Genomic DNA, 26,102 nt, shown 5'->3' with positions numbered 1-26,102 from the left:
TGGGCTCGGCGGTCAGAGCTGGGCGACGCCTCCCCATTCGACCCAATCGGTTGCGCGGCGTTCCGGGGGCGGGGGCTGTGCGTCGGGGCGCCAGTCGACGACGTCGGTCAGCCCTGGCCGGATGACCCGCATTCCTTCGAAGTAGGCGGCGACTTCACGCTGTTCGCGCACCCGCCCCCAGTTGCCGTGTGTGCTGCGTTCCATCAGGGCGGTCACGCCCTCGCGTACGGACGGTTTGTCGCTGACCAGTTGGCAGATGACCATGAGGCTGCCGGCCGGAAGCCGGGCGGCGACTCGTTTCACGAGTGTCCCTGGAGCCTTGTCGTCGCCGGTGTCGGGCAGGCAGTGCAGGACCGAGACGAACAGCGCGGCCACCGGCTGGGTCAAATCGATCAGCCGCTGGACAGCGGGGTGGGCGAAGATCACCTCGGTGTCCCGCATGTCGGCGTTGATCACTGCGGTCCGGTCGTTGGCGGCCAGGGTGGTGCGGCCGTGGGCCTGCACGATGGGGTCGTTGTCGATGTAGACGACGCGGCTGGCGGGGTCGATGCCCTGGGCGATCTGGTGCACGTTGTCCTGGGTGGGCAGGCCGGAGCCGTGGTCAAGGAACTGTCGGATCCGGTACTCCTTGGCCAGGACGCGCACCACTCTGCGCAGGAAGGCGCGGTTGTTGCGGGCCAGGGCCTGCGTGCTGGGTGCGATGGTCAGTAACTCGGCGCAGGCGTTGCGGTCGGACTGGTAGTTGTCGATGCCGCCCAGCAGCCAGTCGTACATGCGGGCGACGCTGGGCGTGTGGACATCGATGGCGTGCGAAATGCATTTCTCCCCGTCGCGCATCCGCGCTCCTGACCTTTGGGCTGCGAGGCACCAGTCTCCAGGAACTCGCAGCTTAATGGCCGGGGTTGGACGGAAACACGACACGATCAGGGGACGGCGTGCCAGGATGAGACCCGTTTCGCCTGGGCAAGCGAAAAGGATTCTCCCCTACCCGTGCGGATCGGGAACCTGTGCACCTTGGGTGCGTGGGCGTTCTCGGCGACGGGCCGTCGGCCCGGCGAGCCGTAAGGCGGCGCGCAGCATGTGCAGCTCGATTCCCACGGTTTCGGCTGCCCGTTCCAGGGGCAGGTCCCGCTCGCAGTGCAGCCGTAGCGCGTCGGCAGTCCGCCCTGGGGGCAGGCTGCCCTCCGGCCCGCGGGAGGTGCCGTAGGCGGACAGCGTCTGCGTCAGGATGGCCCAGGCGTGGGCGGCCGGGCAGGCGCTGCTGAGCACCGTCGGCCAGCGGTCCTGCAACTGGACGAAGGCCGCCGCGACGGCCTGCTCGGCCAGCAGTACGTTTCCGGTGCGCAGGTGGGCGTAGTGCAAGTAGGCGCCATGGTAGAGCTGGCAGAAGGCCGCGTACGCCAGGGGCGAGGTGACAGCGAGCACCGGCTCGCGGACGGCGGCCTGCGGGTCGGGGTGCGCGGTTGGCGGTCCGGGCTGAGCGGTCATGGTGCGCCCCCGGTGCCGGTTGAATCCTCCGAGGGCGGGTGGAGGTCGGTCAGGCCGACGGCGGGGAAGATGTCGCGGGAGGCCAGGACGGCGTAGTGCACGTCTTCCCACAGGGCTTTGATGGCGGCGGGCTGCGCTCCGAGCCGGGTAACGAGGCAGGCGAGGGTAGGCCAGTCCGGAATGTGGTCACCGCCCAGCGTGTCGCGCACCATCTCGGGATCCAGGACGGTCGTCGCGCAGATGTCGGCCACGGCGGGGCGCGCAGCGGCCAGGTGCAAACCGCGCAGGGCCTCGTGCAGCCTCTGAGCAGCGGCAGGCAGCGATGGCCGCGTGGTGTGGCCGAGGCCCTGGGCGGCCTCCCAGAGCAGGCGCAGCTCGGCGGCGTTGCCGTGAAAGATGGTGGCGATCATGTGCACGACCGGCCAGGCCGGCGTCCGATCACCAGACAGGATCCGCGATACGTAGGACGGGGAAAGGTCTGCCTGCCGTGCCGCGTCGCCGATGGCAACCTTCGACGCCCGCTGAAGGTAGGACAATGCCGCCGCCAGGGCACGAGGCGGCAGCAACAACCTGGGGTGCTCGGTGCGCGGGGAGTCCGCAGCGGGCCCGGGCGCCGAGCCAGGCATGGATAGAACGCTGCCCGCCGAGCGCCCCGGACTCTGGCGGGCGCGGCGTTCCAGCCTCCGGCGCACGGTAATTTCGCGCCACCGGGTACGGGCGGTCGGCGCGGAGACGCCGCCCGCGACGGCGATCTCGTCCCAGGTGCTGCCCTGCTGCCGGGCATCATGGACCGCGGCAGCAGTGAAGAAGTCGACCTCTTGGCGCAGGTCAGCCGCGTGGCCGAGCAGGACGTGCAGGCCGGCGCCTGCGGACTGGGCGGTGGCCAGGCGGGCGGCCTGGGCCTGGAGGTCGTCAGCGATCTGCTGGGCCCACGGCTGGCGCGCCGCCTGCAGCGCCGGCGCCTGTCCGTCGCGCCGGCGCTGCGCGCGGCGTCGGCACCGCACGGTGCAGTAGTCCTTCCGTCGGCCGGGGCCGGTGCGCTGGAGAAAGCGGTGACCGCAGAATTCGCACACGGCATGGCGCGGCGCATCAGACATGAATAAATCTCCCCACATGCGCTTAGGGAATGGTGCTGCTCGGGCAGCAAAAGGCCGGTCGGAGCCGTGGCGCTCCGCGTGCGCCCCGGGGCCGGCTGCCCGGGGACGAGGCGCCCCCGGGCAGCCGGCCGACCACGGGTCAGGTGCGGTAAACGCGCAGGTGGTGCAGGAAGGAGTGCCGTGCGCCCAGCAGCGACATCCCCACGGCAGTGCACGTCAGCGAGGCCGAACCGGTCCCGGAGACGAGCACCCATACGGCGATCAGCACTGCGCCTACGAGCGCCAGGCTCACCCTGACATCCCAGACACACTCCATCGTGCGCCCTGGAGTCCCCGAGCGAGGGCTGTTATTTTTCCCATACGCCGATGGCGGGTTCTGGCCGCCTCGGCTGTTTCGGTTAGGCATGTCTATTCCTGTGTTTGATCGAACGGCCCCGGGGTGCATCCCGGGGCCGTTTTCTTGTAGACCCCATGAAGAATGGGGCCACATGAGTGAGTTGACGTTAGCGCCCCGCGCCCGGGATTCGCCAGACAAGCCAACCAGGATGCAAATCGGGCTCCGGTGCAAAGATCTGCTGCGCTGACGCAGCGAGCCGAAGAGAGTAGCCCGAACATAGATCTACTGAACACCTAATCCGAGTTCTTGACAAAACCGCTCACCGAACGAACAAAAGGCATCACCGAACGGGCCGACACGAACTCCGGACCGCACGCAGGGACGAGTGGGGGCGGCTTCGCAACTCGAACCCATTCACTCATATTGAGTAACTTGCATAAAAGAGGAATGACGACACCCACTTGGATGCACGTGCAAATGCAAAACCGATCTGATTGCACTTGCTAAACCGTCACGGCCACGCCGTCAGCGGTCGGCATGGGAATGCGCGGGCCTCTTTGCGAGGTGGGTGCCCGTGGACATGCCATCAGTTCGCCTGGAGGGCGACGGCGGTGTGCGTGCCGGTACCGAGCCGGCGCGAAAGGCCAGGTGGAGGCCGCGCCGACGGCCGGGGCGGCCGAGCACCTCGACGGATCATCAGGTACACACTCGACAGGGCGCCCGGCACCGCCGTAGCGCAGGCGTGGGGCGGGGCCTGGTGGCCTCGGTGGACGGGATGCGGTTCGTCGTCCCCGTCCCGAGCGGGTATGCGCGGCCGAACCCGAAGTACTTCGGGCGCCGGGGCGGTGCCACGTGGCTGAACATGATCAACGACCAGGCGGCTGGCTTGGGCGGGAAGGTCGTGGCCGGCACCCCGCGCGACTCCCTGTACGTGCTGGACGTCCTCTACGACCGCGACAGCGGCCGTCGTCCGGAGATGATCGTCACCGACACCGCCTCCTACAGCGACATCGTGTTCGGGCTGCTGCCCCTGGCCGGGTTCGCCTACGCCCCGCAGTTCGCCGACCTGCCGGATCAGAAGATGTGGCGCATCGACCGCACGGCCGAGTACGGGGCCTTCCAGGACGCGGCCCGCGGCCGGGTCGACCTGGCCCGGATCGAGCGGCACTGGGAGGACATCCTGCGGATCATCGGCTCCATCCACACCGGAGCCGTCCGCGCCTACGACGTCATCCGGATGCTCTCCCGGGACGGACGCCCTACCCCGCTGGGCGACGCCATCGCGCACTACGGGCGGATCGCGAAGACCCTGCACATCCTGCACCTGGCCGACGAGCCCGGCTACCGACGGCAGATCAAGGTGCAGGCCAACCTCCAGGAAGGCCGCCACGCCCTCGCTCGGAAGATCTTCCACAGGCGTGCCGGGCAGCTCTACCAGCGCTACCAGGACGGCATGGAAGACCAGATCGGCGCCCTCGGCCTGGTCCTCAACTCCCTCGTGCTGTTCAACACCCGCTACATGGACGCTGCGGTGAACCAGCTGCGCGCGGACGGCTTCGACGTCCGCGACGAGGACGCGGCCCGCCATTTTCGCCGTTCGTCCGCCACCACATCAACGTGCTGGGCCGGTACTCCTTCCAACTCCCCGACCTGCCCGGCGGCCTGCGCCCGCTGCGCGCCCCGGACGCCCTCGACGAGTGACCGGCCGCCCGGCCGCCGACCGCAGCGGCCCCTCCGCGGCGCCGCGAGCGTTCTGCTACCTGCGGCGGGGCAAGTTTCCAGGGTCGCCGCCCGCCCCGCACGCACGCACGGCGCGGGGCGGGCGGACAACGAGGGGCCGATGCCCGCAGCCGAGCCGCTGGCCCGCCAGATCGGCGGCCGCCCCGAGGCTCCGCTGAGCCCCAGAACTCGCCGGTTACGAGTCTGCGCTGGGGTCCACCAACTGCTGGCGCCTGTCCTCCAGCCGAACCTGCATGGCCAAGGGGAGCGCAGCCGTCAGAAGGCCCAGTGCAGCGGCTACCACGGGGCCTCCAGCCCAGGGAGCGGTTGCAACGAGAATGACGATGACGACGGTAATCAACCAGTACCAGCGGGCCGGTCGCAGGCTTTGGAGATCGTTGGAGACTGTACGTGCCACGGGACTTCCCCCTTCTTCGTGTGACCGTGTAGGGGGTTGGCGCCAACCCGTACGGAGTATGGCACCAGGTGGTCTCCGGCAGGCTTCTGATCTGGAGTTTTGATCTGAGCTTTTCGTGAGGTTCGCCTGGCCCGGCTTGAGTACCAGCACGTCCCGCCATCAGCAGAATCGGCTGACACCCGAGGCGCCCGAGCCTTCTCCTGCCCGGCGTTGGTGACGGCGATCTGGCTCGATTGTGCGGCCTGTTCCCCTGCGAACCCGGTGGTCAGCCCGGACACCTGGCGCCCCGACAATTTCAACCCGTGAGGGCTTCAGCGGCGGCTGTCGCCAGGTGCTAGGAGGCTGGTGACCTCGGCGATCGCTTCCGTAGACGGCTTGAAGTACCGGCGGACGTTCTCTGGCTTCTTGTGCCGCGACCTCGCCATCAGCATCAGCAGGGAGGCACTCTGAACACCGAGCTCCGTCAGCCCGGAATGGCGGTACTCGTGCAGGTCCCATCCGGTCCCCGGCCCGCATACGGCGGTGTGCTCATCGAGGAGGGCGCGGGCCTGCCCGTAGGAGAGGCGGGCCAGGCCCGTGTCCGGGCATACGTCGCGCGGGCTGACGACCTTCCCCGGACCGGGAGCCGCCTCATCGAACGCTACAGCCGCTGGCGCCTGAAGCGGCGGCTACGGGGTCAGTCCCGCACCGCACCCGTGACCGCTGGCGCCTTTCTCCGGGCCAAGCAGCACCTCACCGTCGCCGTCCAGCTCCTGCACTGGCTCGGAAACCGCGGCCATCGACTGGATGAGTGCACCCAACACGACATCGACACGTGGTTCGCTAACGGCACCACCACCCGCCAGCATGCCAACAACTTCCTCTACTGGGCCATCCGACAGCGTCTCGACCACAACATCGCCCTCCCCCTGCCGACAAGCCGCACCAACCCCCTGGCCAGCGAGGAGGAACACCTCAACGCCCTGCGAACGCTCCTGCTGCACGACGCACTGCCCGCCGCCCACCGAGCCATCGGCCTGATGCTCGTCCTGTTCGGTCAGCCGCTCTCACGGATCGTCAGTCTGCGCGCTGATCAACTAGGCGTGGCCCGGGCGCCTTCCAAATGTCAGCTTCGGGTCGGATTGGCTGAACGTGCCGGAACCGGCGGCAGCCGTGATCCGTGTCCACCTGGGGGCCCGCCCAGGGCTCAACACAGCTGCGAACCCAACCTCTCACCTGCTCTTTCCTGGCTTCAAGCCTGGCCGTCCCATGCACGTCCACGCTGTCGCGAACATCCTCCGCGCGATCGGCATCCGGCCCTTAGCCGCCCGTTCGCGCGCCTGGCTGCAGATGGCCCGCGAGGCCCCGCCCTCTGTCCTCGCGGATGCCCTGGGCATCCGCGCCAAATCCGCGATGCGCTACGCAGAGCGGGCCGGCACCGACTACCTCGCCTACGCATCGTTGAAGCGCCCCCTCTGACCAAGCCAATCCTCCAGCCCAAGCATCCTCGGGCATCCCCCCGTGGAGCACGTGATCACAAGGGCGGCAGTGTCGGACCAACCCGCTCGGTCAGGCCCCTATACGCATCGGCGAGGCGTTCTCGGTTCTCCGCCTCGGATGCGGCGCCCCGGACGATCCCCCGCTCAAGACGAGAGGCGAAGTAGATGGCATGACACACCCACCGCAGCCTGACGAAGACACCCATATGCGGCAGTTCTCCGCTGACCTCAGAAGCACCCCGCCGGTAGCCCTCCAGCCACGGGGCCAGCGACTCCGGGTTTGTCCGGGTCACCACGGCGAAGCTGGCGAGATCGTAAAGGAACGGCGCCTCCATGGCGGCGGCCCAGTCAATCAGTCCATCCTCTTGCGGAGCCTCATCACGAAGGCGGAAGGCGTCCATGCCCGGATCACCGTGCACCACCCCCATGCGGGGCGACACGCGTGCTGTGACCTCGCGGGCCTCGTCGAGAGCACGCGCTGCCGCGTCGTGGATCTCCGACGCCAGGGGCAGGTTCTGCAAGCAGCCGTCAGCCCATGGCCACGGCCACGCATGCTGCTCATCCACTCTTGTCCCGCTGGCCCCGACAGCCAGGTGGGCCCGAGCCAGGATGCCTCCGGCGCGTCGCATATCGTCCACCGAAGCAGTCGAGGGCGAGCGTCCAGGCACGTACTCCAGTAGGGCAAGCACTCCCTCCGGCAGCTCAACAACCAGACGACCGTCGGCTGTGAGAACGGGAGCCCCGCTCGGGAAACCACCGGAAGCAGCAGCACTCGCTACCCGCAACCCGCAACGGAACGCATCACCGTCCTCGGAGTCGGCTAGCTTGGCCACACACTGGGCGGGCTTGTCACCGACGGTCACCTGGACAAGCCAGGTCGTCGAGTTCCAACCGCCCCTAAGCTTCTGGACCGACTGCACGGGCCGTCCCCACAGAGCGAGTACCGCGAGTAACTGATCAGCGTTGATGCCGGCACCTCCTCGCACCAGAATGACGGACCAGGCTACCGCTCCCCACCTGCGTGTGATCGCAAGGCACAAGGAGCACTCACCCCTGACCAATAGCCGTCATTACCACCAGAACTTCAGACCGGCCTCGCGGCCGATGCCCCGTCAGCTGCCCATCAGGGACGACGAACGCTTAGCGCACGATCTGACACGGATGGTCCTCGACCCCCTACCCCAACTCGCCATGTAGGACACCGTCTTACTGGGCGCCCTGGCCACCCAACTGACGGTGGAAAGGTCGATGCCGCGGTCCACACGGCCCACCGTTCCATCACCTCCACGGCCACCTGCCCGCCCCCTGGCCGGCCAGTACCGCAGACGATTCGCCCCCTACCGCACCCAGCTCGCTGTCCGGGACCTCCTCGGTCTCCTGGCCGGCTCCCTCACAGCGGCCTGAACAGGACTGATACCAGCGGCTCCCGTTCGCGCGACAAAGCCGACAACTGGCGTCTCCCGGCTGTCGAGTTACGGAGCGGCGTCGGCCGATGCCGCCGCGAGTCTGGGTTGTTCGACGGAAGGGGGGAACGACAGCCCCCACTGCGCACCCCGGCGGCAGGGAATGCCGCTGGGACGGGGTGGTCCAGGGGCATCACTGGTTCACCAGGATTGCTCCAACCGCTCGTTACCGCTGGGTCGAACCCGTCCGAACGCATGTGGCATTCGGTTCACGCCATGCCCGTATCGCAGCCGGTCAGGACTCGTTTAACGCAGGTCAAGCGAAAGAGGAATAGCCATCCAGGGGGCGTACGGTTGCACGAAGGGGCGGCCGTACGGACAAAAGTGGCGCATCGAGTGCCGCACCGGTGCTACGCGGAGAAAATTCTGACCGCCTAGACGCCTGCCATAGAACGCCACTCGCCCGTTGGCGCACCGGCGCCCCTGGTTCAACTCACTGCTCATACCACGCAAGGGCCCACTACGCTCAAGGCCCCGCTAACTGTTCCACTCACCTGGTCGCACCCCGGAAAGCCTTGGCTGATTCGTGGCTTACTTGGCAACGAGCCACCGATCCATGATGTGGGCTGCTGGCGCGCCATGGCACTCCCGGTAAACCATATTCAGCCTCGATGGTTATTACCGCGGGGTCTCCAGAGCCTGCCGTGACCGTCATTCATTTTCTACAGAGAGACGTTCATGGAACACAGACCCGAGCCCGGCCTATGCGCCACATCCGCACTCGAAGCCGATGGCCCCCTGGGCGGCCTTCCACTGGTCCGCAGGCTGCGGGCCACCGTCCCCGGGCGATGCACCGCAATGGTCATCGCGTCGGCTCGTGCACTCGCGTACTGCCGCCTGCCGCGCACCGGCTTGCGCAGACGCTCCTCCGGCCTCGTGCCGGCCTGCGTGGTATGGGGTACCCCAGCGGTCCCTTCTCTCCCCGGCCCCTTCGGCTTCCTCGGCCGGGAGCCTGCGCAGGGCACAGGCACCAGGGAGGTCGCGTCGTGCTGAGTGCGCCCCGCGGGCTGCTCTTCTGGTTCGTCTTGATCGTCCTTTTGTTCCTCATCGCCATCGCTCCGGTCCAGACGGCCCACACCCTCATCGACATCGTGCACGGCATCGGCCGGTTCTTCCTGGGACTGAAGAAGTTCATCGAGACGTTGAGCGATCCCTGACCGCTTCACCACGCTGGACCGAGCAGGAAGGCGGGCACCATGTCGCGACTGGCCTTCGGAGTACTGTGCTGCGTCGCCGCGGCTTGTGTGAGCTGCAGCGCGGTGCACTCCATAACCCTGGCCCCGTACGCCGGAGCGCCACCGGCGGCCGGAGCACCTTCGCCTACTGCACGCCCCTTGCACGACACACCGCAACCTCACCCCGCTGCAACCGTCACCGTCACCACCACCCCGGCTCCCGCCCCCATCGGCGCGAAGGACACCACGGCTCACGACGCCCCCTCCGCTTCTCCGCCCCCATCGCCCAGTGCCAGTTCCTCACCACCCCCCTCGGCCTCCATGCCCTCATGCCCCGGACCGTCAGGCGGCCCGACTTCATCTCCCGCAGACACCTCCGCGTCTCCCCCGTGCTCTCCCTCACCTACGACGGCGTTGCCCTCATGTCCGTCTGTCTCCGCCTCACCTGCGCCGCAGAGCTCTCACAATGACGCGACATCTGAAGCCACCACGCAGAGACTCCGGCCGACTCCTGGGGCCACGCACCGGCCCGGCCAGCCGAACGGGGTACCGCCGGTGGACGGAACCCGGTAACTCGAGTGGCCGTAGGGCCTGCTTCAAGCAGGTACGGGTTTGGGCCCGCGCCAGGTGTGCGGTGTCCAGGGGCCTGCCGGCCGAGTGCAGTGCTGCGATGATGCACCGGCGTCCGCTGCCCGGCCTGCTCCCCACCGATCCCCACGACGCGTCGTGGGGATCGGTGGGGAGCAGGCCGGCTGTGACGTCTGAGCCGAAGTCCGTGACTCTGGGGAAGACGAACACGCCCTGCCTCCTCTCGTAGGGCGGTCACGGGCGGCGACGCCGGTGCAGCAGCCAGGCAGCGACTGCGGCGGCGATGAGTTTGTGCTCGATCCGCCGCACCTGGCCGTTTCGCCGGTGGTCCACCAGGGAGAATTTACGCGCTACGGCAGTGTGCTGGAGGGTGAGTTCTCCGGCGGCGAGGCTGCGGGTCACCGTGCGGACGTGGGGCAGCAGCGTCTCGAAGGCGGACAGCATCTGCAGTCCGGTGTAGCCGAGTTGCTGCCGAGACAGTGTCTGGCAGGCGAATTCGGTGAGCACGCGCTGGGTCTGGGTGACCAGGACGTCGGTCACCGACAGGTGGGGAGCCAGATAGCGTACGGAGCCCTCGACGTTGGCGAAGGACTTGCCCAGAATGCCGACCATGGGGTTGGTCTGGATTCCCCGCTTGGTGGAGTAGCGCAGCAGCGTGGCCAGGGAGGAGCCGAATTTCAGCTGTTCCAGGGGGGCGGCGTGCAGTTTCGGTACCAGGGAGGCCATGTCCTGCTCGAAGCCGCCGATGTCGGCCCAGGCGGTGGCCCGGCCCATCTCGGGCCAGGTGCGGGCCACCGCCTGCGCGTCGTTGTTGGCCAGGCCGAGCAGCGTCATCATCAGGGCCATGCTCAGGTGCCGGTCGATCCGCCCCACCATGCCCCAGTCGATCAGGGTGGTGGGGCCGTCCGGGCAGACGAAGATGTTGCCCGGGTGGGGGTCGGCGTGGAAGTGGCGGTCGATGAAGTAGCCCTGGTACATCACGGCCAGCAGGTCCGAGCCGATGCGTTCGCGTTCGGCGTCCTTGAACGCGGTGGGGTCCGCGTCGCGGATGCTGCTTCCGGGCGCGCGGCGCTGTATCAGTACGCCTTCGGTCGCGTGGATCACTCCGGGCACTTCGATACCGGGCACGGCGGCCACCGCGGCGCGGGCCTGTTCCATGTTGGCCGCTTCGAGGGTGAAGTCGAGTTCGTGGCGCATCGCGTCGAAGATCACGCCGAGCATGGCGTCGAAGTCGATGGTCTCGCTCAGCACTGGGGTGCGCTTGCTGAGCATCCGGGTGACGGTGCGCAGCAGGCGCATGTCGGTAGCCATCATCGCGGTGATGCCGGGGCGCTGGACCTTGACGACCACGGGCAGGCCGTCGGTGAGGGTGGCGCTGTACGCCTGGGCCAGCGAGGCGCACCCCAGGGGCCGGCGGGTGTCGAAGTCCCGGAAGTAGCTGCGCCAGTCGGCGCCCAGTTCGGCCTCCAGCACCGGGGCCATGCGGTCGAAGGGGTATTCCGTAGCGCGATCGTGGAGGTTTTCCAGTTCCTGGGCGATGACGGGGGAGATCAGGTCCTGACGGGTGGAGAGGATCTGGCCGACCTTGATGTAGAGGGGGCCCAGCCGTTCCAGCGCCTGGCGGATGCGCACGGGCCTGTCCTGCGGCCGGGGGCTGCTGCCGGACAGCACCGGCCTGCGGCCGCGCAGCCCTCGTGCTTCTTGTGCCAGGAGTTCCGTACCTACGCGAAGCAGGAGCTTGCCGCGGTCAGCGAGCACTGATTGCCTCCAGTTGTCCGTGCATGCCTGCCGGGGCCCACTTCGCCATATAGGAATGCGCGCCCCGTATTCACTGCACGTTTTCACGCGGTCGGGGCAGGCAGCCATGACCTTTCATGCGCGGCTCAACCGACAGGGAGCTGCGACTCGTCCTGTGTAGTTTCAGCACCTTTCACGCGCCTGTCAACGCGGCCCCTTTTGCCGACGCAAGGCCGCACGCCTGGATTCGGCCATCCCGGTGGGCCAGGACGCCGGAAAGCGCGGGTTTTCCTCCTCTCTGCAGTCCCAGCACGGCACTGGCACCTCTGCGGCAGCTCCGAGAGGCTGTCGAGGCTTTGCCGGAGGCGGGTGTGGCGAGAATCCATCCCGTAGCGCTATTCGTTTCCCGCGACGACGTCGCGCTCCGGCGCACGCGATAACAATGCGCAGCACAGTTGGCAACAGGCGCACGGGAGTGACCCGCGGTCGTTGTGGAAGCACGCGCGGACTCCGTGTGCTCCCAGAACCTTCCCAGTGGCCTTGCGGCCGGGTTCTGCCCCGCTGCATCGTGGGCCGAGGACCGGCCAGTGCCTGGTTGCCCGTGAGCCTCAAGGCGCTGCACTTCTCACGCATTCCGGCAGCGCCAACGGCCTCCCCGCCGAGCACGTAGCGCAGCCTGGCGCCTGACGAGCCGTTCACCCGCCGGCCGGGCCAGGCCGGTCTCGAATTCCGTGAATTCAGGGAGTTGGCATGACTGTGTCCGCGCAAGAATTACCAGGCACCGCAGGTGCGCATGACCTGCCGTACGAATTCGGCGCGCTGGTCGCCGGGCGGGCGGTGCGCGGCGACGGCGGCTGGGTGTACTCGGTGCGCGCCGGCGCCGTGGTCGAGGACCCGCTGGGAGCCATCGCGTACAAACGGTCCCTGGACCAGGGCGTCATGTCGCCCGGCGAGGCCCCCGAGGCGGTGCTGGGGCGCTGCGCGCTGTCGGGGCCGGAGGACATGGAGCAGGCGCTACGCGGGGCGAGGGAGGCTGCCGCGGCGTGGGCCGCCGTGCCTCTGGAGCGGCGGCTGGCCTTCGCCGAGCGGTTCCGCGCCGAGGTCAAACGGCACGCCCCCCAGTTGACGGAGCTTCTGGTCGGGGAAGGCCACCCGGTGCGGCTGGCGGCATCCGAGATCTCCAACATCCTCGCGTTCTTCGGCCCCGAGACCACGCAGTGGTGCGCGCGGCAGATGCACACCGAGGCGAAGCTGGAGCAGCGCCGGGTGACCCTGCTGCGCCGGCCGGACGGCGTGGTGTGCGTGCAGCCTCCGCAGAACACGCCGCTGGTCAGTGTCGCGGCCGCGCTGCAGGCGGTGATGGCCGGCAACTGCCTGGTCGTCCGCCTGTCCCGGCAGGCGCCGCTGGCCGCCATGTATCTGCTCCAGCGCATCGCCGCGCCCGTCCTGGCCAGTCTCGGGGCGCCCGCGGCGGTGCTGTCCGCCCTGTGCGCGGAGCCCTCGGCCACCCTGACCGCCTGGCTGGACAGCCCGCTGGTCGACGACGTCTTCTACTTCGGGGACAGCACCCGCGGGCTGCGGATGCAGGCGGACTGCCTGGCGCGCGGCAAGAAGCCGGTCCTGGAGCTGGCCGGCAACGACGTGGTCGTGGTGTGGAAGGACGCCGACCTGGACCGGTCGGTGCAGGCTCTGGCCGAGTCGTTCTACGCGGCCGGGCAGATCTGCTGCGCGCCCAACCTCGTCGTCGCCCACCCGGATGTCGCCGACGAACTGCTGCAGCGGATCGCCCGCGTCGCCCGGGAGACAGGCCCGGGGTATCCGGAAGATCCGCGGACCGTCCTCGCGCCGTCCGCCTCCAGCGCCGGATACGACCATGCCCTGGCCGATGCCCGCCGCCACGGGGCCCAGGTCCTCACGGGCGGCCGGCACCTGGACGTGGGCGGCCACGAGAGCGACACCGGCATCTTCCTGGAGCCTGCCGTCGTACGCGTCGACGGGTTCGCCACGGCCCGCCAGCTCCGGTCCGTCCGCGAAGAAACGTTCTTCCCCCTGCTCACCGTCATCGTGCCCGACGCCGGGCACGACCAGCTGCTGGAGGAGGTCCTGGACTTTGTCGCCGCCAACTCCTACGGGCTGCGCTGCTCCCTGTGGAGCGGTGACGCACATGTCGCCGACCGCTTCCTGAACCGCGTCACCGGCTACGGTCAGCTGCGCGTCAACGACTCCCACCTTGTATCGGGCCCGTACCTGTCCAACCACGGCGGCACCGGCCTGAGCGGTGGCGCCTTCGGGGAAGCCAACTACCCCATGCTGCGCACCAGCCACCTCCAGGCGGTCTCGGTGGGCGAGAACGTCTCCCCGCAGCGCCTGCTGACCGAGGACTTCGAGCGCGAGGTCGGCCTCGCCCACGTCACACCGGCCCGTCGGCCACCGGCTCGCGCCTCCCACGCGCACCCGGACGGCTGGCCGCCGCCGGACCTGCCCGGCGGGCTGCCGGCCCCCTTCACGCCGCGCTTCCAGCAGGATCCCCACCCCACTTTGCGGTGGTACCGGGACAACCGGCCGGTGTGCAAGATCGTGACGCCGGACGGCCCGGGCTGGCTGCTGACGCGCTACGACGACGTACGCCAGGCCCACCGCGACAAGCGGGTCAGCTGCGACAGCAAACGCACGCCCGCGGGCATCCTGTGGGGCAGCGAGTGGCCCGAGGAGATGCGCCGGCGTCTGTTCACCCACCTGCTGGACAGCGACGACCCGCGCCACGGCGAGATGCGCCGCCTGATGGCCCCGCTGTTCACCCCCGCCCGCCAGGCCCAGTGGCACGACCGCATCACCGAGATCGTCAACGAGCGCATCGATACGATGGCTTCGCGCGGCCGAGCCGACCTGATGGCCGAGGTCGCCTACCCCCTCGGGGCCCATGTCCTGTTCTCGGTCCTGGGCGCGCCGGTGCCCGACCTGGCCCAGCTGCGGAGCCTGATCTGGCGCCTGGTCGACTGGAACACCGCGGTGCCCTATTTCCGCGCCCTGACCTACCAGGCCGATGCCATGATGAGCGACGTCCTGCGCGACAAGCGGCGCCGCCCCGGCGAAGACCTCCTGTCCCTGCTGGTGCGCGCCTGCGACGAAGAGCACCTGATCAGCGAGGACGAGCTGCAAGGGATGTTCCTGCTCATGCTGGTCGCCGGCCAGGACCCCAGCATCAACAGCGTGGGCAACAGTATGCACACCCTGCTCACCCACCCCGAGCACGCCGACCTGCTGCGCTGCGAGCCGGGCCTGCTCGGCACGGCCGTCGACGAACTCCTGCGGTACAACAGCCCGCTGACGTTCACCAGCTGGCGCGGCACCCTGGAGACCGTCGAGTTCAGCGGCGTGAGCGTCCCCGCGAACGAGTCGCTGATCCTCTCTTTGGGGTCGGCCAACCGCGACGAGCGGCAGTTCACCGACCCCGACCGCCTCGACTTCCGGCGCAGCCCCAACCACCACCTCGCCTACGGCCACGGCATCCACTACTGCCTGGGCGCGCAGATCGGCCGCCTGACGGCCGAAACCGCGATCATGACCCTCCTGCGCCGCCTGCCGGACCTGCGCCTGGCCGAGCCCGCCCGGTTCCGCCCCGGCCAGTTCGAACGCGGCCTCGAAGCGCTCCGCGTCACCTGGGACCCGCACAAGGCCCAGCCCCGCTGACCGGGCCGGCCGTCCGACCGCGGCGCCACGCGCACACCGCGTGCCGCCGCGGCCACCGGCCGGAGAGCTGCCGCAGTCCATGCGCCGCCCGAAGTCAGCCGGCAAGGAGAAACGCACGTGGACCGAGAAACCATCCTCAAGAACCTGACCGAGATCGTGCGCGAGACCGTCGACGTTCCTGCCGCGCGTGTCGCGGAGGACATGTCGCTCGTACACGATCTGGAACTCGACTCCCTGCTCATGGTCCGCATCGCGGTCGCCGCGGAGGACCGGTTCGGCGTCGCCCTGAGCGACGAGGACACCTGGGCTCTGCACACCGTCGCCGACGCCGTCACCTTCATCGAGCGCGCGCTGGAGCACACCGCTGCCCGCATCCCACGGCAAGCCGCCGGGACCGCGACCGGCGGGCAGGACGACAGGAGCCGCCAGTGAAGACCTTCGTCGACTGTTTACGGCAGCAAGCCGCCCGGCACGGGGACACCCGCGGATACGTCTTCGTCGAGGACCGGCGCCGCCGCATGACCGAAACCGGCCGCCTGACCTACGGTGGCCTGGACCGCCAGGCCATGCGTCTGGGTGCTGGCCTGGTCGAAGACGGCCTGGCCGACCATCCCGTCCTGCTGCTGTACCCGGCCGGGCTGCCCTTCCTCAGCGCCTTCTTCGGGTGCCTGTACGCCCGCGCCATCGCGGTCCCGGCACCGCTTCCCGACACCGACCCGCGTGCCCTGGAGCGCGCCGAGAACATTATCAACGACGCCGGGATCCGCCTCGTCCTCACCGACACCGCCCACGCACAGACGCTGCGGCGCTGGCTGGCCGAGGCCGGTCTGGACCGTAGCGTACGGCTGCTGGCGACCGACGCGTCACCTGCCGCCGAGACCCGCCCGGATCAGCGGAGCCTGCCCGCGGTCCGCCCGGAGACCACCGCGTACCTGCAGTACACCTCCGGCTCCACCGGTGAACCGCGCGGGGTGATCGTCTCCCACGGCAATCTGCTGCACAACTCACGGCAGATACACCACCTGCTCGGCTCCCCCCGGGACGGCTGGGGCGCCGGCTGGCTGCCGCACTACCACGACATGGGCCTGGTCGGACAGCTCCTCCAACCCCTCTACACGGGCGCCAACATGGCGCTCGCCTCCCCGGTGGCCTTCGTCGCCCGGCCGCCCCTGTGGCTGGAGATGATCAGCCACTACCGGGCGCGGGCCACTATGGCGCCCAACTTCGCCTACGAGTGGCTGGCGCGCACCCTGCGCGACGAGCACCTGCGCGGCCTGGACCTGTCCTGCCTGGAGTGGGCCCTCAACGGAGCCGAGCCGCTGCGCGCCTCCACCCTGGACAAGCTCACCGAACGGCTGGGACCGGCCGGCTTCCGCAGGCGCATGTGGGCACCGGCCTACGGGCTGGCCGAGGCGACGCTGCTGGTCACCGGCACCCCCCGCGACCAGGGCCCCCGCACGGCCCACTTCGCCCCCACCCACCTCGAACAGCACCGCGCCGTCCGCGCTCCCCAGAGCAGCGGCACAGAATTGATCTCCAGCGGGCACACCGTGGACACCGATCTCCTCATCGTGGACCCGCACACGCACATTCCCGTCGCGGACGGGCACATCGGGGAGGTGTGGGTGGCCGGCCCGAGTGTCGCGCAAGGGTACTGGCGCCGGTCCGCCGCGACCGAGGAAACGTTCCACGCCTGCACGCGGGACCGCAGCGGACCGTTCCTGCGCACCGGCGACCTCGGCTTCCTGGCCGACGGCGAACTCTTCGTCACCGGGCGCCTCAAAGAGCTCATGATCGTCAACGGGCGCAACCTGTACCCGCAGGACATCGAGGAAGCTGCCCACCGCGTGCACCCGGCCGCCGGAGCTGCCGCGGCCTTCTCCGTGACCTCCGACGGCGAACACATCGTCTTGGTCCAGGAAGTGCGTCCCAACCGGCTCGACGGCCTGCCACAGGCCGACCTGGCCGCCAGGATCCGGCGGCACACCAAGAAGGCCGCCGGCTGCCCGGTGAGCGTCCTGCTCGTCGAGCGCAACGCCGTGCCCCGTACCACCAGCGGAAAGATCCGCCGGCTGCGTGCCAAGTCCCTGCTGTTGGCAGACGAGTTGCCCGTGCTGCACGCGGACGTCCACTCCCGCCTGGCCCCCCTCCTGCCCACGCCCACCGCGCAGTCCACGCAACGCCCCGATCCCTTACGAAAGGACACCCTCGCGCCATGATTCTTCGCCGCGTCCACCTGGGACGCTTCCTCCACGAGATCGTCGACGACACCAAGACCCTCCTGGACGACGTCATCGACGCCTTCGAAGACACCGACGACGACCGGCGCACGCTGCGGCGTGGCCTGCGACGCGAAGGCGGCCGCCCGTCCAGCGTCCGGCCCACGAACGGGGACTCCGCGCTCCAGGACCAGCTCGACGACCTGCGGGCCGAGCTCGGCAAGCTGCGAGAGGTGCTGTCCGCTGAAACCGGCAAGGCCGCCTCCTAGCCGCGGCGCACCCGGCCGCCGGACGTGCACGTCCGGCGGCCCTGCTCTCATTCCCACGCCCGGCCGCCCGCCCGCCAACACAGTATCCCGACTGCCCCCATGCGGGCGCCGGCCCGCGTCCACCGCACTCAGGGAAGTGACTTCCATGACCGCCATCAACGAAACCCTCGCCCAGTGCCTGATCAGCGGGCTCGGCGTGCCCGAAGACACCCTCACCCCCGACGCGACCTTCGAAGACCTCGGCCTGGACTCCCTGGCCCTGCTCGAACTAGCCGTCATCTACCAGGAACGCACCGGCTTCGAACCGGACGGTCTGACCGCCCAGTCCACCCTCGCCGACGCCACCACCCTCATCGCCGGTCAGAGCGCAGCGCCCGCCTCCGCGCCGGAGCACGCCTCATGAACGAGCACACAGCGGCCGTCACCGGCATCGGCATGGTCACCCCCCTCGGCATCGGCACCCGACCCACCTGGCAGGGCCTGCTCTCCGGCCGCTCGGCTGCGGCAAGCGACCCCGAACTCAAAGGGCTGCCCGTCGACTTCTCGTGCCAGGTGAGCGATCTCGACGCCTGCGGCCGGCTCACCCCGCGCCTGGCTTTGCGCCTGGACCGCTTCTGCCAAATGGCGCTGATCGCCGCCCGCGAGGCCGTCGCCGACGCCGGGCTCAGCCCTGAGCGCTGGGATGCCACCCGTGTCGCCGTCGTCATCGGCGTCGGCACCACCAGTTTCGAACGCCTGCAGCCCGAAGTGCTCAAACTCGCGGCCGACCGGGTCCGCAGCGTCTCTCCTCTGATGATCCCCCGCAGCATCCCCAACATCGCCGCCGGAGAGATCGCCCTGGACCTGGGAGCCCGTGGCCCGGCCCTGGCCGTCAGCACCGCGTGCGCCTCCGGGGCCAGCGCCCTGGGCACCGCCTTGCTCATGCTGCGCTGCGGACAGTGCGACATCGCCCTGGCCGGAGGCGCCGAATCCGTGCGCAACCGCATCTCCAGCGCCGGCTTCTCCCAGCTCGGGGCCCTCTCCACGCGTACCTCGGATCCCGCCGGGGCCTCCCGGCCCTTCGACAGCAAACGGGACGGCTTCGTGCTCTCGGAGGGCGCCGCGGTCCTGGTCCTCGAACGCCCCGCCCACGCCGAGGCCCGCCGCGCCCGCGCCCGGGCCCTGCTGCGCGGCTACGGAGCCAGCTGCGACGCCCACCACCCCACCGCCCCTCCCCCTGACGGACGAGGTGCCGCCGACGCCATCCTCAGCGCCCTGCACGACGCCGACCTGAGCGCCGCCGACATCGGCCACATCAACGCACACGGCACCAGCACCCCGCTGAACGACGCGGCCGAAGCCCACGCCCTGCGCACCGTCTTCGCCGAACCGCCCCCCGTCACATCCGTCAAGGGCGCGCTGGGCCACACCATCGGCGCCGCCGGAGCCATCGAAGCGGCCACCACCGCCCTGACGCTGCAGCACCACATGATCCCGCCCACCGCCAACCACGAGAACCCCGACCCCTCGCTGGAGCTCGACATCGTCGCCGCCACGCCGCGCCCGGTACGCACCCGCGCGGCCCTCAGCAACTCCTTCGGTTTCGGCGGCCAAAACGCCGCTCTGGTCCTCACCAGCGCCTAGAAGACATGCGTCCTGCTGCCGGGCCACGGCACGGGCCAGCCGCCGGCATTCGGCCGAGCTGGCACTCCCGAGCCCGCACCGCCCCCGCCGTCCCGCACGGCAGGGCCGGCCCGGCCGCCCCGCACCCATGGAAAGGCCCATCACCATGCTCGTCCTGACAGGAGCCACGGGTTTCCTCGGCTCGCACTACCTGGCCGCCTACCTGGCCCGGCACCCACAAGAGCGCGCCATCGCCCTGGGGCGCGACGCACCCCACCGGGCCCGAGCCCGGCTGCAGGCCGCGCTGTCCGCCACCGGGCAACCGGTCGATCGCACCCACCTCCAGCGGGTCAAACCCATGCAGATCAATATCGAAGACCCGCTGCTGGGGCTGGACGGCCGTGTCTACGCGGCTCTCGCCGAGCGCGCCACCACCCTGTGTCACTTCGCGGGCCACATCGGCCTCGACGCCTCGGTCGAGGTGCTGCACACGGTCAACGTCACCGGCACCGACCATCTGCTGCGCCTGGCCCGGGCCGCCGGGCCCCGCCTGAAGTTCGTGCACATCAGCACCGCCTACGTCGCCGGGCGCCGCCGTACCGGTACAGCCCCCGAGGCGACCGTCCGGCCCCCCGGCGGCTTCCTGACCCCCTACGAAGAGTCGAAGTACGAAGCCGAACTCTTGGTGCACCACTACGCGACAGGCACCGGCCGCTCAGCGCTCATCGCGCGCCCCAGCCTGCTGGTCACTAACCGTCCCGGTCTGTCGGAGGCCCCCCGGTCTCCCCTGCACAGGCTGGGGGCCGCCGCGGCCAGCATCAGGCGCCTCGCTGACTGCGCCGCCGAGCGTGGCCAGCTCGGTCCCGGGCACCCGGCCACCGCACGACTGCCCGGATCCTCCCACGCCACACTGAACCTGCTGCAGGTCGAGTACGCAGCCCGGGCTCTCGTGCATCTGACCGACTGCGCGGACACTCGCTCCGGCAGCGCCGAAGTGGTCCACTTGGTACACCCCCACGAAGTCGCCGTGCCCGTCCTGCTCGACGCCCTGCTGTGCCACCTACCCGGCCTGCGCCTGACGCTGTCCCCGCGCATCGCGGACCCCACCCCCCTGGAGAAGCTCCTGCAGCACATGAGCCAGGGGGCCTGCCTCTACATGAACCTGAACCGCCAGTACGCGCGGTCCCACTACCTGGAGCACCTGCACCACCTGCCCGCCCCCTCGATACTCACCCCCGCCTATCTCACCGACGCGTTCGCCACACCGAGCCCCGCAGCCCATCAGCCGCTCTCTCCGGGCCATGCTCCTGCAGCCGAAGCGCTTCGATAACCCCCTCTCGGATTCCGAGCAGTACGGCCGACTCACCGCTGACCGACAGGCCCGGAGTCTGTCCGCCGACCGCGACCGCCGACAGTGAGGTGCCCGTGAGCGCGCAACCACCGCTCGCCGACGCATACGAGACCACCGGCAACCCCCTCTTCCCGGTTCTGCGCGCCCTAGGCTGGGGCGACCTGGTCAACCTCGGCTACTACACACCACTGACCTGGCCCCGGCTGCTCACCGGCCTGGCGCCCTTCCAGCGGGCGCTGGCCGAGCGGTCCATCGGCTTGCTCAACCTTGCCGACGGCGACCGGGTCCTGGACGTCGCCTGCGGCACCGGATACACCACCCGCTGCATCCGCGATCGCGGCGCCACCGTCACCGGCGTCGACCTCTACCCGCCCCACATCGCCACCGCCGTCCAGCGCCACGGCCACCGCCCCGGCGTCTGCTTCCTCACCGCCGACGCCACCGACCTCGGCCCCGCCGTGACCAGCCGGCCCAGCACCCGGCCCTCTTTCGGCGACGCCACCTACAACAAGATCCACTGCCTGGAGGCGGCGTTCCATTTCGGCCCCCAGGGCCGGCGCTCCTTCCTGGAACAGGCATACCGCATCCTCGCCCCCGGCGGCCGCCTGGTCCTGGTCGACTTCGCATGGAGCACCAACCAGCCCGGCGACATCGCTGCCGCGGACCCCGGACGGCTCGTCCGCACCGCCTGGGCCTTCGAGGAATTCGAACCCGTGGGCCGCTACATCCGTCACGCCATCGACATCGGCTTCGCCCCCTGCCGCGTCCACGACTGGACCCACGCGGTCACCCGCCCCTTCATGGCCCTCGGCACGCTGATAGCCCGCCTGGCCCTGTCCGCCACCGGACGGCGCCTGCTGTGCAGCCGCTGGCCTGGCCTCCAGGACCTCACCTCAGCCCAGTGGCTCACCTTCGCCGCCACCGCCGTCGCCCACCGCCCCGTCCAACGCGCCAGCCGCTACATCGCCCTGACCCTCGACAAATCCCCAAGTGCCACCACCGGTCGTAACGCGGAGATTTGAGGAGGAGGCGCCGGGCGTCTGTGCACAAGTTGCTCGCTGGCCTAAAGATGCCCAGTTCGCGCTGAGCCAAGGCCCGGGGCGGGCGGCAGAATTCCGTGAGGTGCCGGCCAGATGCCGGATTTAGCGGGGGATGCGGGCCAGCGGTGGTCGCAATACGCCGTGGACGCTCAAGCGCTGGGATGGGGCGGCCTTCGTGTGGCCGGCGCACACCGACTCGGTCCGGTTCAGGACACTGGCCGGCTCCGCCCAACACCGAGATCGCTGACGACGCAGCACGCGGCGGACGGGCTGCGGGCGGCCGACGCACTGGCCGGTCGGCTGCGGACCCGGGCCCTCGCCTCGGGCCGCCCGCTGACCGAGACCGCCCGCGACATCCTCCAGGCTGTTGACACGAACGTACCCGGCGGACGAGAGACAGGTAGCGGAGTGCCTGCACTGGTCCACTGCGCTCCCCGGCTCGACGCGGCGACTGCCCGAACCGCGGCCCCTGGTCGGGCCGACTCGGTGACAGCCGTTCAGCACATCAGCCCGGGCGGGGCTGACAACGCCCCGCGGCGCGCCACGGCCCGGGCCCGGAAAACTTCTCCGGGGAAGTGCCCCCAACGGGCCCGCCCGCGAACCCTTCTCCTACGACCGTCTTCCAGCCGGAACAGTCGAGGGAGAAGAACCATGAATCGGAAGCTGCTGCCGGACGTGGTGCGGGTGGCACTACTGGGCTCGGTGATGGCGCTGACGGACCTGCTGCTGCCCGCTGGCACGCTCAGGGACCTGCTGGTGCTGTGCGCCGATGCCGTCATCGGCGCCGTCGCGCTCCGTCCGCGCCCCCTGCACCACCGTGCGCCCCGGCCGTGGCGGGCCGCCGCGCGAGCCCGCGTGCGACGCTCGTGCTCCGGCCGCGGGCCGGAGCACACGGGGGTGGAGCAGTGACCGCATCAATCAGCATCAGGCGGACGGCGACCGGCAAGGACAGCGCCGCCCTGGTCAGGCGCTTCCAGGCCACCACCGACCGGCTGGTACACCGCGACCTCTTCGACGAGCTGTACCGGGAGCACGGCGCGCGCCTGTACGGCTTCTGTCTCAAGCGGCTGCTGCCCGACCGGGACGCCGCGCAAGATGCCCTCCAGGAGACCTTTCTGACGGCCTGGGCGAACCTCAAAGACCTCAAGCGCCCCGAGGCCCTGGAACCCTGGCTCTACGAGATCGCCCGGCGGCGCTGTGCCGAGCAGTGGCGAAAGAAGGACCGGGCCGCCCGGCCCCTCGGCATTCCCCTGGAGCGCTGGGAGGAGACGGCCGGCCCGGAGTCCGCCCACCGGCTGCGGCAGGTCGTCGCGGACGACACCGACTTCACGGCCCGGCGCAGCCGTGCCCTGGCGCTGGTCAGGAACATCGCGGCGGCGCAGGGTCCGGTCCGGCAGCGGTTCCACGAGCTGTACGCCGGTGAGGAGCTGACCGGAGACGTCTTGGCGCAGGGGCTCGGACTCGCCAGCGGGAGCACCAAGGACCACCTGGAGGCGCTGCAGAAAGCCTTCAAGTCCAATGTGCTGGCCAAGGACCCGCGCAACCGGGATGCGTGCGGTGGGCTCAACAAACTCCTCAACGGCGCCGTGACGTCCCGAAAGGCCGCTGCCCTGGCCGCCGAGGCCGAGGGAGACCACGCGGCGGCCGAACGGCACCGGCGCCAGGCAGCAGCCCTGGAACGGTTCCTCGCCGTCCCCGCCAGTGCCGAAGCCCTGCCGCACTTCGTGTGCGGTTCCGTGACCCGCCACACCGGCACGTGCCGTACGTGCAAGGGCAACGGCAGGCGCAGTGTCGCCCGTTGGTTCCCCGTCGCCGTGCCCTTCGCGTTCGCCGACCTCCTGGCGGACGTGGCTCGGGACCGGTTCGACCTGGTTGCCGCCAGCTTCCCGGCCGACGGCGGGCCCACGACGGAGGCCAAGAGCCCATCGGCGCCGCAAAGCGGCTGGTATGCGCGCCGCAGCGGCCGAAAGGCCGGCCGGAACCGTGTTCCGGCCGCCTGCGCCGGCAGCCGCGGCCGGCCGGGCGGTTCACCGGGCATCGGGCGCCGCATCACGGTCAACACCCTCGTGGCGCTCGCGCTGGCCCTGGGCGTGGCCTACGGAAACGGTGGCGCCGATCTGCCGATGACGCAGCTCCCCTGGAGCAACACGGCCCCGCCCGGGGAGCCGCACGGCACCTCGTCGGCGCCCGGTGGCGGCTCGGCCCGCCACACGGGCCCGGGGCAGGCAGGCCCCGGGCCGGCGCCGAGCGGTTCCGCGGCCACAGCGCCGACTCCCGGGCCCGCCCCGAAGGCGCAGAAGCCGGCGGGCCCGTCTGCCGGCCCGCCGGGAGACGCCCGATCTTCGGTTTCGGCACCGGCCCCCGCCGGGACCTCACCGTCCACACCTCAGACGTCTTCCCCGGAACAGCCGCCGAAAGAGAAGGTGACGCAGCCGTTCGAACAGCCGCCGGCCGGTGACGGCACGCGCGTCGGGCCGTCCGAATCGCAGGCGCCGACGGGGGAACCGCCGACGGACGGATCGTCCGGAACCGGTCCCTTCGCCAACCGGCCGGGCCACTACCAGGATTTCGTCGTCCGGCCGACTGCTCCCACCGACGAACCCGGCTAGGCCCACCGCGCCGTCGCCGGACATGGCTCCGACCGGAGAGCTGGCCGGCGCCCCGCGTAAGGGTGTAGGCGATCACTGCGCGGGATGGTCCGCCTGCCCGAGATCAGGGCCAGGCAGACATAGTCGACTCCGGCGTGGGCAGGCCGAGACGGATGTCCAGCACCGGGCCCTGACCGCACTGCACACCGCGACCGCCGACCAGGACCGGGCCGTAGGCCGCTCGTGCGAGAACAACCACGCCGGCGCGCCGCGTACGAGGCGATCCCACCGTGCCTGGCCGCCTGCCAGCGCGACGCCACCGAGGCGTATGCCGACGCACAGCTGGTCCGACCGCGCCAGCCGCAGGCGGCCGGTCGGTGTCAGCGGGGCGATACGGTACATCACACTCGATGGCAGATGTCGCACTCCGTACCGAGCCAGAAGGCCCTCACCTCTTTCAAGCACCCTTCGCCGGAGTGTCACCAACTCCCCGAACAACACGCGGACCGCGGACAGCGGCCGTACTCGACCGCACAGCAGAGCGCCTACGGCTGACGGTCACCGCGCCGCGGGGAACCGCAGCACCGCCGCTCGCAGAAATAGCGGTAGAAACACGACATGCCCACGAACGAGAGAGACTCCAGCCGCCTGCCGGGAGAACGGACGGCCCTGTGGGATCAGCCCGCCCGGCAGGTATCCGCACGCAGCCGTGCCATGCGCAGGCACGCCGAGACCACGGTGCGACGTGCCCGTCAGATGTGCGAGCGAGCCGCAGAACAACGGCTCACGGCCGAACGGATACGCCTCGATACGCAGAGCCTGTTGATCAGGCTGGGCTGCTTCGGGGCCGGGGAACGCTCGACTGTCTCCTCACGCGACGACGCGCCGCGGTCCGTCTCGGGAGCATGCCACGACGGCGGGCCCTGAGAGGAACGTACGGCCCGGCGAAACCGGCCATTGCGTGGGGGTCGGCGTTACGTGGCGGAGCCGGCCGCCGGGTCAAGGCCGCGGGCGGTGACCAGGTGGGCGGTGCCGTCGGCCAGCCGGTACGACAGGCCCACCACCGCCACCCGACCGGCATCAACGGCCTCAGCCAGCGACCGTGAACGCTCCAGCAGCAGATCGACCGTGTGCCGGATGTGCTCGGCGATGAACTCCGCGTCCTCGGTGTGCCCGGCGGCACGGGCGGCCAGCACGCTGGGCGTGACCCGTTCGATCACATCGCGCACATAGCCCCCGGCCGTCGTGCCGTCCTGGACGGCAGCGCGGGTCGCCGCCACCGCACCGCACGCATCGTGCCCCAGCACCACGACCAGCGGGCTGGCCAGCAGGCTTACCCCGTACTCGATGCTGCCCAGCACCTCCGGACCCGTCACGTGTCCCGCCGTGCGCACCACGAACAGGTCCCCCAGCCCCCGGTCGAAGATGATCTCCGCGGCCAGGCGGGAGTCCGAGCAGCCGAACAGCACGGCAAACGGGTTCTGCCCCGGTGTGATCTCCGTACGGCGTGCGGCGTCCTGGTTCGGGTGCTGGGGTGTGCCGGCGACGAACCGTTCGTTGCCGGCCAGCAGCAAGTCGAGAGCGTCGCGGGGCTTCAGATCTACGGTCATGGCCAAAACTCTACGATCGGATCCGGACGGACACATGCGTCCTCCGTCCGCCCGGTGCCGAGGCGACCGGCACTTCACCTCCCGGATCGGCGGCGCGGTTCCCCGCAGGCAGCGGTCGTTGCTGCCGCCCGGAGAACACGAGATCACTTCAGGTAATGGCCATTCGGGCTCCGTCCGGCCAAGCGGGAGCTCACTCGTGAACTGCACCCAGGTAGTTCCGAACAGTCGTCGGA

20 protein-coding genes and 2 pseudogenes are annotated in these 26,102 nt (G+C 70.1%); 13 read left to right on the top strand and 9 right to left on the bottom strand.

The annotated features are described in order from the left end of the window. Positions 1–12 precede the first annotated feature (12 nt). From JXZ78_RS16180 to JXZ78_RS16165, 4 genes are all read right to left on the bottom strand, one after another. The gene (locus JXZ78_RS16180) at positions 13–837 is read right to left on the bottom strand and encodes an SAM-dependent methyltransferase (RefSeq protein ID WP_030022814.1); all 825 of its coding nucleotides are present in this window, start codon (positions 835–837) and stop codon (positions 13–15) included. A 147-nt stretch (positions 838–984) separates the two neighbouring features. Beyond that, the gene (locus JXZ78_RS16175; RefSeq protein ID WP_030022815.1) at positions 985–1,488 is read right to left on the bottom strand and encodes a hypothetical protein; all 504 of its coding nucleotides are present in this window, start codon (positions 1,486–1,488) and stop codon (positions 985–987) included. Continuing rightward, on the bottom strand, positions 1,485–2,585 hold the full coding sequence (locus JXZ78_RS16170; RefSeq protein WP_157851689.1) for a helix-turn-helix domain-containing protein: 1,101 nt from the start codon (positions 2,583–2,585) through the stop codon (positions 1,485–1,487). Before JXZ78_RS16170 ends, JXZ78_RS16175 begins: the two co-directional genes overlap by 4 nt. Before the next feature lie 139 nt (positions 2,586–2,724). Beyond that, on the bottom strand, positions 2,725–2,877 hold the full coding sequence (locus tag JXZ78_RS16165; RefSeq protein WP_157851690.1) for a hypothetical protein: 153 nt from the start codon (positions 2,875–2,877) through the stop codon (positions 2,725–2,727). A 776-nt stretch (positions 2,878–3,653) separates the two neighbouring features. Between JXZ78_RS16165 and JXZ78_RS16160 the strand changes: the two are divergent. Next, a pseudogene (locus tag JXZ78_RS16160) lies at positions 3,654–4,623 on the top strand (Tn3 family transposase); the annotation flags it as partial. A 747-nt stretch (positions 4,624–5,370) separates the two neighbouring features. Here JXZ78_RS16160 and JXZ78_RS16155 read toward each other — a convergent pair. Both JXZ78_RS16155 and JXZ78_RS16150 read right to left on the bottom strand, forming a co-directional pair. Beyond that, positions 5,371–5,682 (bottom strand): annotated as a pseudogene (locus JXZ78_RS16155) (site-specific integrase); the annotation flags it as partial. Between the two features lie 45 nt (positions 5,683–5,727). Continuing rightward, positions 5,728–5,952, bottom strand: a complete 225-nt coding sequence (locus JXZ78_RS16150) for a hypothetical protein (protein WP_157851691.1) — start codon at positions 5,950–5,952, stop codon at positions 5,728–5,730. 355 nt (positions 5,953–6,307) lie between these two features. Here JXZ78_RS16150 and JXZ78_RS16145 point away from each other — a divergent pair, with 355 nt between their 5' ends. Next, positions 6,308–6,517 carry a hypothetical protein gene (locus tag JXZ78_RS16145; RefSeq protein WP_030022818.1) on the top strand — a complete coding sequence of 70 codons (210 nt, stop codon included), beginning with the start codon at positions 6,308–6,310 and terminating at the stop codon, positions 6,515–6,517. A 55-nt stretch (positions 6,518–6,572) separates the two neighbouring features. On the opposite strand, the gene JXZ78_RS16140 is transcribed toward JXZ78_RS16145, so the two are convergent. Continuing rightward, the gene (locus JXZ78_RS16140) at positions 6,573–7,457 is read right to left on the bottom strand and encodes a phosphotransferase enzyme family protein (protein ID WP_157851692.1); all 885 of its coding nucleotides are present in this window, start codon (positions 7,455–7,457) and stop codon (positions 6,573–6,575) included. 1,529 nt (positions 7,458–8,986) lie between these two features. On the opposite strand from JXZ78_RS16140, the gene JXZ78_RS16135 reads away from it, so the two are divergent. Continuing rightward, positions 8,987–9,157, top strand: a complete 171-nt coding sequence (locus tag JXZ78_RS16135) for a hypothetical protein (RefSeq protein ID WP_157851693.1) — start codon at positions 8,987–8,989, stop codon at positions 9,155–9,157. A gap of 840 nt (positions 9,158–9,997) precedes the next feature. Here the strand turns inward: JXZ78_RS16135 and JXZ78_RS16130 are convergent. Continuing rightward, positions 9,998–11,521, bottom strand: a complete 1,524-nt coding sequence (locus tag JXZ78_RS16130; RefSeq protein WP_030022820.1) for an ABC1 kinase family protein — start codon at positions 11,519–11,521, stop codon at positions 9,998–10,000. 729 nt (positions 11,522–12,250) lie between these two features. Here JXZ78_RS16130 and JXZ78_RS16125 point away from each other — a divergent pair. The 10 genes from JXZ78_RS16125 (at position 12,251) to JXZ78_RS16075 (ending at position 24,280) form a co-directional block, all read left to right on the top strand. Next, complete coding sequence (locus JXZ78_RS16125; protein ID WP_050502822.1) at positions 12,251–15,190, top strand: aldehyde dehydrogenase family protein; 2,940 nt, start codon at positions 12,251–12,253, stop codon at positions 15,188–15,190. 117 nt (positions 15,191–15,307) lie between these two features. Continuing rightward, positions 15,308–15,622, top strand: coding sequence for an acyl carrier protein (locus tag JXZ78_RS40780; RefSeq protein WP_063726146.1), 315 nt, complete (start codon positions 15,308–15,310; stop codon positions 15,620–15,622). Further along, a complete protein-coding gene (locus JXZ78_RS16115) occupies positions 15,619–17,409 on the top strand; it encodes a fatty acyl-AMP ligase (RefSeq protein WP_050502823.1) in 1,791 nt (596 codons plus the stop codon). Before JXZ78_RS40780 ends, JXZ78_RS16115 begins: the two co-directional genes overlap by 4 nt. Next, a complete protein-coding gene (locus JXZ78_RS16110) occupies positions 17,406–17,678 on the top strand; it encodes a hypothetical protein (RefSeq protein ID WP_030022824.1) in 273 nt (90 codons plus the stop codon). Before JXZ78_RS16115 ends, JXZ78_RS16110 begins: the two co-directional genes overlap by 4 nt. A gap of 145 nt (positions 17,679–17,823) precedes the next feature. Then, positions 17,824–18,081 carry an acyl carrier protein gene (locus tag JXZ78_RS16105; RefSeq protein WP_030022825.1) on the top strand — a complete coding sequence of 86 codons (258 nt, stop codon included), beginning with the start codon at positions 17,824–17,826 and terminating at the stop codon, positions 18,079–18,081. Further along, the gene (locus JXZ78_RS16100; RefSeq protein WP_030022827.1) at positions 18,078–19,301 is read left to right on the top strand and encodes a beta-ketoacyl-[acyl-carrier-protein] synthase family protein; all 1,224 of its coding nucleotides are present in this window, start codon (positions 18,078–18,080) and stop codon (positions 19,299–19,301) included. The genes JXZ78_RS16105 and JXZ78_RS16100 overlap by 4 nt, the downstream gene beginning before the upstream one ends. Positions 19,302–19,428: 127 nt before the next feature. Continuing rightward, positions 19,429–20,610: an SDR family oxidoreductase gene (locus JXZ78_RS40285; RefSeq protein ID WP_078624540.1), complete on the top strand. Its 1,182-nt coding sequence runs from the start codon at positions 19,429–19,431 to the stop codon at positions 20,608–20,610. A gap of 95 nt (positions 20,611–20,705) precedes the next feature. Further along, on the top strand, positions 20,706–21,653 hold the full coding sequence (locus tag JXZ78_RS16085; protein WP_063726148.1) for an SAM-dependent methyltransferase: 948 nt from the start codon (positions 20,706–20,708) through the stop codon (positions 21,651–21,653). Positions 21,654–22,322: 669 nt separating this feature from the next. Then, positions 22,323–22,580 (top strand): hypothetical protein, encoded by a 258-nt coding sequence (locus JXZ78_RS16080; protein ID WP_030022831.1) that lies wholly within the window; start codon positions 22,323–22,325, stop codon positions 22,578–22,580. After that, a complete protein-coding gene (locus JXZ78_RS16075) occupies positions 22,577–24,280 on the top strand; it encodes an RNA polymerase sigma factor (RefSeq protein ID WP_050502826.1) in 1,704 nt (567 codons plus the stop codon). Before JXZ78_RS16080 ends, JXZ78_RS16075 begins: the two co-directional genes overlap by 4 nt. Before the next feature lie 953 nt (positions 24,281–25,233). Here the strand turns inward: JXZ78_RS16075 and JXZ78_RS16070 are convergent. Continuing rightward, positions 25,234–25,869 carry a carbonic anhydrase gene (locus JXZ78_RS16070; protein ID WP_030022833.1) on the bottom strand — a complete coding sequence of 212 codons (636 nt, stop codon included), beginning with the start codon at positions 25,867–25,869 and terminating at the stop codon, positions 25,234–25,236. Between the last annotated feature and the right edge of the window lie 233 nt (positions 25,870–26,102).

It is taken from the genome of Streptomyces monomycini (assembly GCF_022271435.1).
GTDB lineage: Bacteria > Actinomycetota > Actinomycetes > Streptomycetales > Streptomycetaceae > Streptomyces > Streptomyces monomycini.
The sequence above is the reverse complement of the archived record's forward strand: the minus strand, read 5'-3'. Positions and strand labels throughout refer to the sequence as shown.

Bases quoted from the DNA above. Each gene is read 5' to 3' on its own strand.
- JXZ78_RS16170 (WP_157851689.1), bottom strand. From the start codon at position 2,585: ATGTCTGATGCGCCGCGCCATGCCGTGTGCGAATTCTGCGGTCACCGC.
- JXZ78_RS16105 (WP_030022825.1), top strand. From the start codon at position 17,824: ATGACCGCCATCAACGAAACCCTCGCCCAGTGCCTGATCAGCGGGCTC.
- JXZ78_RS16175 (WP_030022815.1), bottom strand. From the start codon at position 1,488: ATGACCGCTCAGCCCGGACCGCCAACCGCGCACCCCGACCCGCAGGCC.
- JXZ78_RS16100 (WP_030022827.1), top strand. From the start codon at position 18,078: ATGAACGAGCACACAGCGGCCGTCACCGGCATCGGCATGGTCACCCCC.
- JXZ78_RS16080 (WP_030022831.1), top strand. From the start codon at position 22,323: ATGAATCGGAAGCTGCTGCCGGACGTGGTGCGGGTGGCACTACTGGGC.
- JXZ78_RS40285 (WP_078624540.1), top strand. From the start codon at position 19,429: ATGGAAAGGCCCATCACCATGCTCGTCCTGACAGGAGCCACGGGTTTC.
- JXZ78_RS16125 (WP_050502822.1), top strand. From the start codon at position 12,251: ATGACTGTGTCCGCGCAAGAATTACCAGGCACCGCAGGTGCGCATGAC.
- JXZ78_RS16145 (WP_030022818.1), top strand. From the start codon at position 6,308: ATGCACGTCCACGCTGTCGCGAACATCCTCCGCGCGATCGGCATCCGG.
- JXZ78_RS16180 (WP_030022814.1), bottom strand. From the start codon at position 837: ATGCGCGACGGGGAGAAATGCATTTCGCACGCCATCGATGTCCACACG.
- JXZ78_RS16110 (WP_030022824.1), top strand. From the start codon at position 17,406: ATGATTCTTCGCCGCGTCCACCTGGGACGCTTCCTCCACGAGATCGTC.
- JXZ78_RS16070 (WP_030022833.1), bottom strand. From the start codon at position 25,869: ATGACCGTAGATCTGAAGCCCCGCGACGCTCTCGACTTGCTGCTGGCC.